Source organism: Pantoea rwandensis (genome assembly GCF_002095475.1).
GTDB classification, from domain to species: Bacteria; Pseudomonadota; Gammaproteobacteria; order Enterobacterales; family Enterobacteriaceae; genus Pantoea; species Pantoea rwandensis.
This window is the reverse complement of record NZ_MLFR01000015.1, coordinates 71731-82731: the sequence shown is the minus strand read 5'-3', so window position 1 is coordinate 82731 and position 11001 is coordinate 71731. Positions and strand designations below refer to the sequence as shown.

Annotated in this window: 9 protein-coding genes, 1 tRNA gene and 1 pseudogene; 4 read left to right on the top strand and 7 right to left on the bottom strand. The window is 49.2% G+C overall.

Going from position 1 to position 11001, the window contains the following annotated elements; genetic code table 11:
* Positions 1-48: 48 nt before the first annotated feature.
* The 4 genes from purK to ppiB all read right to left on the bottom strand — a co-directional run bounded on the left by purK (position 49) and on the right by ppiB (position 3006).
* On the bottom strand, positions 49-1113 hold the full coding sequence (gene purK / locus HA51_RS15190) for a 5-(carboxyamino)imidazole ribonucleotide synthase (protein ID WP_084935458.1): 1065 nt from the start codon (positions 1111-1113) through the stop codon (positions 49-51).
* Positions 1110-1619, bottom strand: a complete 510-nt coding sequence (purE, locus tag HA51_RS15185) for a 5-(carboxyamino)imidazole ribonucleotide mutase (protein ID WP_084935457.1) — start codon at positions 1617-1619, stop codon at positions 1110-1112. Before purE ends, purK begins: the two co-directional genes overlap by 4 nt.
* Positions 1620-1795: 176 nt before the next feature.
* A complete protein-coding gene (gene lpxH, locus HA51_RS15180; protein WP_084935456.1) occupies positions 1796-2512 on the bottom strand; it encodes a UDP-2,3-diacylglucosamine diphosphatase in 717 nt (238 codons plus the stop codon).
* Positions 2512-3006 (bottom strand): peptidylprolyl isomerase B, encoded by a 495-nt coding sequence (gene ppiB / locus HA51_RS15175; RefSeq protein ID WP_084935455.1) that lies wholly within the window; start codon positions 3004-3006, stop codon positions 2512-2514. The genes lpxH and ppiB overlap by 1 nt, the downstream gene beginning before the upstream one ends.
* A 218-nt stretch (positions 3007-3224) precedes the next feature.
* Between ppiB and cysS the strand changes: the two genes are divergently transcribed.
* Entirely contained in the window at positions 3225-4610 is a 1386-nt protein-coding gene (gene cysS, locus HA51_RS15170) for a cysteine--tRNA ligase (protein WP_084935454.1), read from the top strand.
* A 173-nt stretch (positions 4611-4783) separates the two neighbouring features.
* Here the strand turns inward: cysS and ybcJ are convergent, their stop codons facing one another.
* Positions 4784-4996, bottom strand: a complete 213-nt coding sequence (gene ybcJ, locus HA51_RS15165) for a ribosome-associated protein YbcJ (RefSeq protein ID WP_084935453.1) — start codon at positions 4994-4996, stop codon at positions 4784-4786.
* Positions 4996-5862 carry a bifunctional methylenetetrahydrofolate dehydrogenase/methenyltetrahydrofolate cyclohydrolase FolD gene (gene folD, locus HA51_RS15160; RefSeq protein WP_084935452.1) on the bottom strand — a complete coding sequence of 289 codons (867 nt, stop codon included), beginning with the start codon at positions 5860-5862 and terminating at the stop codon, positions 4996-4998. The genes ybcJ and folD overlap by 1 nt, the downstream gene beginning before the upstream one ends.
* Positions 5863-6038: 176 nt before the next feature.
* On the opposite strand from folD, the gene HA51_RS15155 reads away from it, so the two are divergent.
* A complete protein-coding gene (locus HA51_RS15155; RefSeq protein WP_084935499.1) occupies positions 6039-6542 on the top strand; it encodes a DUF1198 family protein in 504 nt (167 codons plus the stop codon).
* 163 nt (positions 6543-6705) lie between these two features.
* Positions 6706-6782 (top strand) — tRNA-Arg (locus HA51_RS15150).
* Positions 6783-6797: 15 nt separating this feature from the next.
* Here the strand turns inward: HA51_RS15150 and HA51_RS15145 are convergent.
* Positions 6798-7223: pseudogene (locus tag HA51_RS15145) on the bottom strand (site-specific integrase); the annotation flags it as partial.
* Positions 7224-8481: 1258 nt separating this feature from the next.
* Between HA51_RS15145 and HA51_RS15135 the strand changes: the two are divergent.
* Positions 8482-10239 (top strand): DUF262 domain-containing protein, encoded by a 1758-nt coding sequence (locus tag HA51_RS15135; protein WP_084935451.1) that lies wholly within the window; start codon positions 8482-8484, stop codon positions 10237-10239.
* Positions 10240-11001 lie beyond the last annotated feature (762 nt).

The following is an 11001-nucleotide window of genomic DNA, read 5'->3' as shown; positions in this document are numbered from 1 at the left end:
CGATACAGTATGCACATAAATCAAAGGCCGCTTTCGCGGCCTTTTCGATTACAGCTTCTCAACCGCCCAGGCAATTCCGCTGGCGTACTCTTCTGGCAGCAGCGGAACCAAGGCGTTCAGCGCCGCCGCGAGGCGTGCCTGATCGCTATCGGTCAGGTTTAAGTGTCCAACCTTACGGCCCGGACGCACTTCTTTATCGTACCAGTGCAGATGCACCAGCGGCTGTTGCAGCCAATCGGCATTCACATCAGTACCAATCAGGTTCACCATCACCGACGGCGCAAACACCACCGGTTTCGGCAGCGCCAAACCCAGCACTGCGCGTAGATGCAGCTCAAACTGGCTAATCGACGCGCCATTTTGCGTCCAGTGGCCGCTGTTGTGTACACGCGGCGCCAGCTCATTGATCAGCAGGCCTTCAGGCGTCACAAAGCACTCCATCGCCATCACGCCGACATACTTCAGCTCATGCATGATGGCGCTGAGCATCGCTTCTGCTTGCTGCTGTTGCGCGGCATCGGCCTGCGGGAACGCCACGCTGGTGCGCAGAATGCCGTCTTGATGCAGGTTGTGCGTCAAGGGATAGAACACCGTGGTGCCATCGTGACCGCGCGCGCCCACCAGCGACACTTCACCGCTGAAGTTGATGCCCTGCTCTACAATGCATTCGCCATAGCACTCATCCGGCAACGAATCAGTTTCGTTCGCGCGCAAACGCCATTGACCGCGACCGTCATAACCGCCGGTGCGACGTTTCACAATCGCCAGTTCACCCAGTGAGCTGAACACCTGCGGCCATTCGGCTTTATCCGCCAGCAGCTGCCATGGCGCAGTCGCCAGATTCAGCTGATCGAGCAGCTGTTTTTGCGTCAGACGATCGGCCAGCCGCGGGAAAATATCGCGGTTCACAAACGCAGGATGCAGCGCCAGCTCGCGCGTTAACGCGGTTTCGGGCCAACGTTCAATTTCTGCGGTGATCACGCTTTCGGCGATAGGCAGGGCGGAAGGCTCTGCATCCAGGCCTACGGGATGAACGGCGATGCCCAGGGGTTCACCCGCCTGGCGCAGCATACGGCCTAACTGACCGTTCCCGAGTACGCAAACCGGTTTCATGCATCCCCCCGCGGATCTGGGTTGTTCAGCACTTCGTCGGTCTGAGTTTGACGCCAAGTGGCAAGACGTGCCGCCAGTTCTTTGTCATGCACCGCTAAAATCTGCGCGGCCAGCAGGGCAGCATTTGCCGCACCAGCTTTACCAATCGCCAGCGTACCAACAGGAATACCGCGCGGCATCTGCACGATGGAGTAAAGGCTATCCACACCGCTCAGCGCGGCGCTTTGTACCGGCACGCCCAGCACTGGCACCAGAGTTTTCGCCGCGATCATGCCCGGCAGATGCGCAGCACCGCCCGCACCGGCGATGATCACATGGAAACCGTTGTCCGCAGCGGTTTCGGCAAAGCTGAACAGTTTGTCTGGCGTACGGTGAGCAGAGACCACTTCAACGTGGAACGGAACATCCAGGCTGTTAAGAATTTCCTCGGCGAACTGCATGGTAGCCCAGTCACTTTTGGAACCCATGACGATGACGATACGAGCCGGGGTGGCGTTGGATGACATGTGGTCAACTCCTGTGAATAGTCGAACGAACCTGGCCGGGCGGGCAGGTAAAGAAGGGCACAGAGAATAGCATGAGATGGCAGCAAGGAAAACGGTTGCGTAGGAGGAAAACAGCCACTATTGCGCGAAGATTTGCAGATTCAAACTGATAAAGGCGAGCCTAAGCGCGCCCGATATTAAAACGGAAATTCGATCAGCTGCACGCCTGCGGCATCGACCTGAATCATCGACCCCTGTTCATGCCATGCACCCAGCACCACACGCTGGGCACTTTCACCTTGCAGGGAAAGCTGATGTACCGCCGGACGATGGGTATGCCCGTGAATCAGAATACGCACCTGTTGGCGCGTCATCGTATCGATCACGGCTTGCGGATTAACGTCCATGATGCTGAGCGACTTATGCTGATTGGCATTCTTGCTGTCGGCTCGCATTCGCGCGGCAATACGTATCCGCATCCGCAGCGGCAGGGCGAGGAACAGACGTTGTAACCAGCGTTGATGCACTTTAGCGCGGAAGCGTTGATAGCCTTCATCGTCGGTACACAGGGTATCGCCGTGCATGATCAGCACGCGTTGCCCGTAGAGCGTCAATACCTGCTCTTCCGGCAACAGCGTCATGCCGCTTTCACGCGCAAAACGTTGGCCAAGCAGGAAGTCACGATTACCGTGAATGAAGAATTTAGGGACCGGTAGGGCTTTCAGTGCGGCGGCGATTTGCTGATGCAATGGATTAGGATCGTCATCACCAATCCAGGCTTCAAACAGATCGCCGAGGATGTAAAGCGCATCACACTGCTGCGCTTCACCCTGCAAAAAATGCAGAAAACCGGCAGTAATTGCCGGTTCTTCTGTACACAGATGCAAATCTGCGATGAACAGCGTGCGCGACATTACTCGCTAACAGTCACTTTCTGGATGACAACGTCGTCAACCGGAACGTCCTGGTGCATGCCACTGCGGCCCGTTTTCACCGCTTTGATTTTCTCAACCACGTCCATGCCTTCAACCACTTCAGCGAACACGCAGTAACCCCAGCCCTGCAGGCTTTCGTCACGGAAGTTCAGGAAGTCGTTGTCTGCTACGTTGATGAAGAACTGTGCAGTCGCTGAGTGTGGCGCCTGAGTACGGGCCATCGCCAGCGTACCTTTGGTGTTCTTCACGCCATTGTTGGCTTCGTTACGGATCTCTTCTTTGGTGTCTTTCTGCTTCATGCCAGGCTCGAAACCGCCGCCCTGAACCATGAAACCGTTGATAACACGGTGGAAGATGGTGTTGTCGTAGAAACCTTCACGGCAGTAGTCCAGGAAGTTTTTCACGGTAGCCGGCGCTTTGTCATCGAAGGTTTTGATTACGATGTCGCCATGGTTCGTCTGGAAAGTGACCATTATATTCGTCCTGTTACGGGTGTCGTCAGTATCAACTGCCGCGCCTGCTAAGCGGCGGGGCATTTTTGTAGACGCCTCTTATATCACAATTTCCAATAGCTCGTCAGTAAGGCAGCTATAGAAGGTAAGCGAGCGATGCACAACTGAGAAAAATACGGCACAATGTCCAGCTACGCTGGAAAGGCGTATCCCGCAAACGTAAATAACGGAACCGTTCAATGTTGAAGATCTATAACACCCTGAGTCGACAGAAAGAGGAATTTAAACCGATCCACGCTGGTCAGATCGGCATGTACGTCTGTGGAATTACGGTTTACGACCTCTGTCACATCGGTCATGGGCGTACCTTCGTTGCATTTGATGTGGTGTCACGTTATCTGCGCTATGTAGGCTATCAGCTCAAATATGTGCGTAACATCACCGATATTGAAGACAAGATTATCAAACGTGCTAACGAAAACGGTGAGAGCATTGAAACGCTGACCAACCGTATGATCGCCGAGATGCACAAAGATTTTGACGCGCTGGGCATTCTGCCGCCGGATCTGGAGCCGCGTGCCACGCGCCACATCCCTGAAATCATCGAAATGGTTGAGCGTTTAATCGAGCGCAAACACGCTTATGTTGCTGATAACGGCGATGTAATGTTCGATGTGCTGAGCGACAAAGGTTATGGCGTGCTGTCACGTCAGGATCTGACTCAGCTGCAGGCGGGCGCGCGCGTAGAAATCGCTGAAATCAAACGCAACCCGATGGACTTCGTGTTGTGGAAAATGTCCAAACCTAACGAACCCGCGTGGAATTCGCCGTGGGGCAACGGTCGTCCGGGCTGGCACATTGAATGTTCTGCGATGAACTGCAAACAGCTGGGCACCCACTTCGACATCCACGGCGGCGGTTCGGATCTGATGTTCCCGCACCACGAAAACGAAGTGGCGCAGTCTACCTGTGCGCACGACGGCCAGTACGTCAATTACTGGATGCACTCCGGCATGGTGATGATCGATCGTGAGAAGATGTCGAAATCACTCGGCAACTTCTTCACCGTGCGTGACGTGCTGGCGCATTACGATGCGGAAACCGTGCGTTACTTCCTGATGTCGGGCCACTATCGCAGCCAGCTCAACTACGGCGAAGACAACCTCAACCAGGCGCGTGCGGCGCTGGAGCGTCTCTACACTGCGCTGCGTCACACCGATGCCAATGCCACGGCAGCGGGCGGCGAAGAGTTTGAAGCGCGCTTCCGTGCGGCGATGGATGACGACTTCAACACGCCAGAAGCCTATTCGGTGTTCTTCGATATGGCGCGTGAAGTGAATCGCCTGAAAACGGAAGACAAAGCCGCGTCTGATGCGTTGGCCGCAAAACTGCGTCAGTTGGCGGATGTGTTGGGCATTTTGCAGCAGGACCCTGAACAGTTCCTGCAAAGCAGTGCGCAGGTGAACGATGATGAAGTCGCGGAAATCGAGCATTGGGTCAAAGCCCGTTCCGACGCGCGTGCTGCAAAAGATTGGGCACAGGCAGACGTGGCGCGTGACAAGCTGAACGAGCTGGGCGTGATCGTGGAAGATGGCCCGCAGGGTTCGAGCTGGCGTCGTAAGTAATCTCAACGGGTGCGCTTTCATCGGCACCCAGATGCTGCAGATTGTACGGCGCGCTTTCATCGGCACCAAAGACGAGATTGTAGGGTACGCATTTATGCGTACCTGGACTCACAGGCCGCAGAATAAAAAAAGGGGCGAACCGCAGTTCGCCCCTTTTTTATTTGCCTGAACGTTTAAGCTACAACGGTGATTTTAAAACCGGCGAACTCAACTTTCTGGCCTGCAACAATCTTGCAGCGCTTACGCGTTTCAACTGCGCCATCAACACGCACTTCACCTTCCGCGATCGCGACTTTTGCCTGCGCACCGCTCTGGACCCAACCTTCGAGTTTCAGCAGGTCACACAAATCAACGTGGGCATGTTCGCCCAATGAAAAACTGGCCATTATGCCTCCTCGACGTCGTGATACTCTTCACACGCCACTAATGTATTTTGAATCAGGGTTGCTACGGTCATTGGACCGACGCCACCGGGAACCGGAGTGATGTAAGACGCACGCTCAGACGCTGACGCAAAATCCACATCGCCGACCACTTTGCCGCTTTCCAGACGGTTAATACCGACATCAATCACCACCGCGCCTGGCTTGATCCAGTCACCGGGAATAAAGCCCGGCTTACCGACTGCCACCACCAGCAGATCGGCGTGCTCAACGTGGTGACGCAGATCTTTGGTGAAACGGTGCGTCACGGTGGTGGTGCAACCCGCCAGCAGCAACTCCATGCTCATCGGACGACCGACGATATTGGATGCGCCAACCACCACGGCGTTCAGGCCATAGGTATCGATGTTATAGCGCTCCAGCAGCGTCACGATGCCGCGCGGCGTACACGGACGCAGCTTCGGTGCGCGCTGGCACAGACGACCAATGTTGTACGGATGGAAGCCATCGACATCTTTGTCTGGCACGATGCGTTCCAGCACTTTGACATTATCAATACCGGCTGGCAGCGGGAGCTGAACCAGAATGCCGTCGATTTCGTTGTCATTGTTCAGCGCATCAATCAGTTCTAGCAGATCGGCTTCGCTGGTGGTGGCCGGCAGATCGTAAGAGCGGGAGAGAAAGCCCACTTCATCACAGGCGCGACGTTTGCTAGCGACATAGATCTGCGAAGCGGGGTTTTCACCCACCAGCACGACTGCCAAACCTGGTGCACGTTTACCGGCTGCCAGACGCTGCTGTACTTTTTCGGCAACCTCAAGGCGCACCTGCTGCGCAATCGTTTTACCGTCAATAATTTTTGCTGCCATCAGAGAGGAAATCCATCTGTAGAAAGTTAAATCGGGGATTGGCGCCTATTCTGTCAGAAGCGCGTCCGGCTGTCAGGTAGAGATTCATTTCGCCAGTGCGTTTCACGACTTTCCGCAGTGACGCGAGCCTGCCTTAGCGCGTATTATGTCCCTCAGGAAATTATGTGGATGCCGTGATGATTTGGTTAATGCTCGCCACGCTGGTAGTGGTGTTTGTTGTAGGATTTCAACTGCTGACGGCGGGTTCACGTCACGCCGCGCAAGGGCTGAGTAAAAGGCTGCAACTGCCGCCCGTGCATGTCGAATCCATGCTTTCACTGATGGGCAAAGACGCGGCCAAAGAGTTCACTGACTACATCTCAGGGGATAACGAGACCCATTTGGGCAACGGCGCGGCGGTACTGCTGATTTGGCAGGTGCTGATTGTGGATGGCGGTGACGCGAACGCGGTGCGCTGGCACGGGATTTTGACCAAGGCCGGATTTTCAGGACTGATTTCGCGACAGCAGCTGTTGTTGGCGTTAGGTTTTTTGCGGCAGCTGGAACCGGAGAGTGCGGAGCTGCATGCGCTGCGTGAGCAATATAATGCGCGGTTTACGCAGCAGGGGATCGAGCTGGAAGGGGAGTCTGGCGAGGTGAGCAATCTGGTGTCGATGAGCGAGTGGCGTAAGCGGCATTGAGAGGTTAGGGGAGTGTTGGGGGGTAGGGGCGTATGGCTCGATATTGGGGAGTTCTGTTCGAGATTAAGGACGGATTGCTCAATGATTCAACACTCTGGCGCCGCAGGACGGCAAAAACGTTGACGGCAGAGCGTGCAAACGTATAATCCGACGCAACCACTATGCGCCCTTAGCTCAGCTGGATAGAGCACCGGCCTTCTAAGCCGTAGGTCACAGGTTCGAATCCTGTAGGGCGTACCAAATACTTTCAATCACTTACGCCAACTTCAATCCCACCTGATTTTCCCCTTGTGTCGTATTTTTGTCGTCACCCCCTAAAAGTGAGTCAATTTTACGCGCATGTTCCATCAGATGGTTCGGTGCTAGGTGAGCATACCGGCGCACAATTTCAATGCTTTCCCTTCCCCCCATTTCCTGCAGAGCTGAAAGCGGAACACCAGACTGGATTAACCAGCTTGCCCAGGGGTGTCGCAGATCGTGAAATCTGAAATCCTCTATGCCTGCATGCTTTAGACCGATATTCCACGCCGTGTTATCATCACTGCGCATTTTCCTGCCCGCCGGTGCCAGCGTTCCATCGCTGTGATGCTTGGGTTTGTTGTGAACAAACACCCAGCGTGAATGCTTCCCAATCTGCCCCTTCAGTACCTTGCACGCCGTATCATTCAGAGCCACGCCAATAGTCACATCTCCGAGCGGAGGTTGTGCCGATGAAAAAGTCACGATTCACCGAATAGCAGATTGTCTTTGCCCTGAAGCAGGCTGACCTAGCTACATCCGTACCCGAAGGTTGCCGCAATCTGGTCATCTCCGACGCCACTTTTTAAACATGGCGCAAAAAATACGGCGGGATTTCGCCATAAGAACTCAGGCACATACGGCAGCTTGAGGAAGAAAACCTTCGCCTTAAGAAGGTGGTTGCCGATCTCAGCCTCGACAAGGCCATGCTGCAGGATGTGCTGGCAAAAAAGAGCTGACGCTGGCACGCCTGCGTGAGTGGGTCAGTGACTTACAGACCCGATACGGTGCCAGTGAGAGACAGGTCTGTTTTACGCTGCAGATCAGCCACAATTCGTACCGATACCGCTCTGTTGCGGCAGACGACAGTGTGTTGCGCCTGCGCATAAAGTAAATCACCAAACCCGTGTTCACTATGGTTAGCGCAGGGTGCATATCCTGCTAAAACGTGAGGGCTGTTGCGATGTTCATAAGCGCATTTACCGTTACCACCGTGAGCAGTGGCTGTCGCTTCGGCTCAAACGTCCGTGCCGCAATAAATCCGTAGTGAAAAGTCAGCCACAGTTTCCGGGCTCTGGCCGAACCAATGGGGCATGGATTTTGTCTCTGGTGTGTTGTTTGATGGTCAGCCGGCTGACGGTCGTTGACCTCTACACACGTGAATGTCTGGAGATCTGTGTGGGTCAGAACCTTCGGCCTGCAGAAGTGGCTGAGATGCTGGACAGCATTGTACTTAGGCGACGATTACCACAACTTTTGAAAACTGATAATGGTTCTGAGCTTGTTGGGTGAGTTACTAAGCTTACGTCAAGAAAATTTCTTTTTAAATAATGATACTACTGTGTTAATGGTCATTTCAAAGCTGTGAATAGGACCTGATACCATTTTCGATGTGCAAATATTAAAATAAAGGTGAGCTGTCAAGTAAATTATCTGTGGCAATGGTGTGGGATGTATTAATAATTTAATTCGTCTGGTAAGTATAAGGTGAAATGAATTAAAAATGAAAAATTAATTTTTTTAAAGCAACCAAGTTGTAAACCGATAAGTAACAATGTAGTTCAAGGTAGAGTTAGCTAATTAGGTATTGCAACAATAGTGTCTTTACATTAGAATCAGGAGAATTGCAAGAGATAATTCAAGGCGGACATACTGTGTCGATGCTTGCCCACAAGTTGATTTTAATTGAAAGGACTTTTTAATGAATATAATACCAGAAAGTAAAAGTTTGGAGAAAATATTATCTGGATTAGAAACTCAATATTGCGTCCCTGATTACCAGCGTGACTATGCATGGACTATAAGTGAAGTGGAAACTTTGTGGTTAGATATAATAACTTCGTATAAGCAAAGCTCAGAATATTTCATGGGGACAGTGGTGCTAAAAAAAGACAGTAATAGTAGTGATATTTTTGATATAGTTGATGGTCAACAAAGGCTTGCTACATTCTCAATTCTCTTTTCAGTTATTGCATCGTTAGGTGAAGCCTTTCCTAACAGTCCAGAAGTGTTCAACAAAGCTCTTAGGGATAAAAAAAACCAAGCTTTAGCCAGAAAAATATCTGGCATATCACGGGCAAGATTGAGAGAACCGAGTGAACCTGACAATTATTTTTTGCGGTTAAACAGAAAAGACGATGACTTGTTTCAACAGATAATAACTGACGAGGAGCAAGAAAATATTTGCTTTACAGAAAACAAGCAAAGAATAGTTAAAAGTGATAAAAGATTGATAAAAACTAAAAAGATATTTTCAAAGTGTATTTTGGAAGAGTTTACTGATGAGGATGCACTGCAACAACTCAATGATGTTTTGGTGCACATTGTAAAAAAATTAAAATTTATTACTATTGAAGTAGAAACTGATTATGATGCTTTTTTATTATTTGAGTCCTTAAATTCAAAGGGAATGGATTTAAGTGTTTCTGATTTGGTAAAAAATAAGATCTTGATGCGAGCTGGAGGGGATACAAAAAAAAGTGAAAAATTACTGACTAATTGGGATGAAATGATAGGAGATGTTGAAAGTAGTAGGCTTTCTTCTGTGGATTTCTTGAGAGTCTATTGGGAAGCAATACAGGGGCAAAATATTACTAAAAAAGAGTTATATAAAAATGTTGGAAGGTATATTGACAACGTAGATAATGACATTTTAGATTTTTCTGGTAATCTTAAAGACCTCGCTTCTAAATTATCCATATATGCCTCATCTGAATTAACATTCCCTGGGTGTTTACACACCAAGCAAAAATATTTAACTTATTGTGGTGAGATTAACTCCCTTAAATATACTACTTGCTACCCTTTAATAATGTTTGCTAATGAAAAGAGACAGGATTTGATAGTCCCATTATGTAAGCTAAGTCTCTCATTTCTTTTTCGATGGATAACTGTTTGCGATTATTCTGTAGGAGGGGCAAAAAAAATATTTGATGAAGTTTTATTAAGGATGCGGAAAGACTGTGATGACGAAACTATTTTAGCCCCTTTTGCAAGTCAGGCTGAAAAAGTTGGTGATAATGCTTTTAAACAAGCGATAATGCAGTTTAAAACGCAAGATAATCAAATTGCTAAATATATACTTTCTAAATGTTATCTTCACATCAATAATAGTCAAAGTATACCCAATTATTCCGAAATACATTTAGAGCATGTTTTGCCGCAGGATACAACTAAATGGGAGCAAGATCCTAATATAATAATCCCAAAAGGAACAACTATAAAAGATTACGTGTATAATCTAGGTAATATGACCTTATTACAAAGGCAAATAAACCAAAAAATAAAAAATAGTATTTTTTCTACAAAGCAAGATGAATACAGTAATTCTATTTTCCCGACTACTGCTGAAATTTATAATAGTGGAAATAAAGGCCGTTATTGGAGTCCTGACTGGATATCTGAACGTTGTGAAGACATTGCTGAAATGTCTCCAAAAATATGGCCATTAGAAGCATAGGCTCAAGCACCTCTTGGTGATAACCAAGGGGGTTTGACTATAAAGAATTTAAGCAACTAAGTAAACTTGTATGGATTTTCAGAGAAGCAATACATTCTTCAACATCTGAAACCCATACTTAATTAAATTATTAAGGCCCAGATCATGCGCACTATTTAGTTACGCTTGGCGGAATAGAAAGAGTTTGGTCTTGACCTTGATAAAGAGATTTAGGAAGTGCCTAAAGAACGAAGTAAGATGCAGCGTTTCGTGTCAAATCAGGCGGTTTAAGCATTACACGAAATCCAAGCTGTTACGGGCGTTATTCGCAGGTATTACCGGGACGTAATTACATAACCAAGATAATGAATGAAGTGAGTATTAATTAGGTGGTAAAGCGAATTAGGTATCAATTGAGGGCGACAGTTCATTGTTTCCGGCACATGATTAGTAATATCCTGCATTAGCAGGGCTGCGGCATGGATTGAGTCGTAGCTGGCACATGTGGACAAGAGCGCGATCCGGGGTAAGTACAAGCCTGTGCAGTTTATGGATCAGGGAAGGGCGATATTACAGTGGTATGGGGACCATATTGATAGCTATAAGGTTAGTGTAAATACCATCAAGTTATTGAAAAATAAGAAAAAATATCGACACTTAAGGTCAGGTAATCATACGATTAAAATTTTAAAAGGCGTCTTAACACATCTTTTAAATATCCAAATTTTAGTGCTTTCTAAATGTTATGAGGTTTCCATTCTAAGTCTAGGTATTAGACCTCCT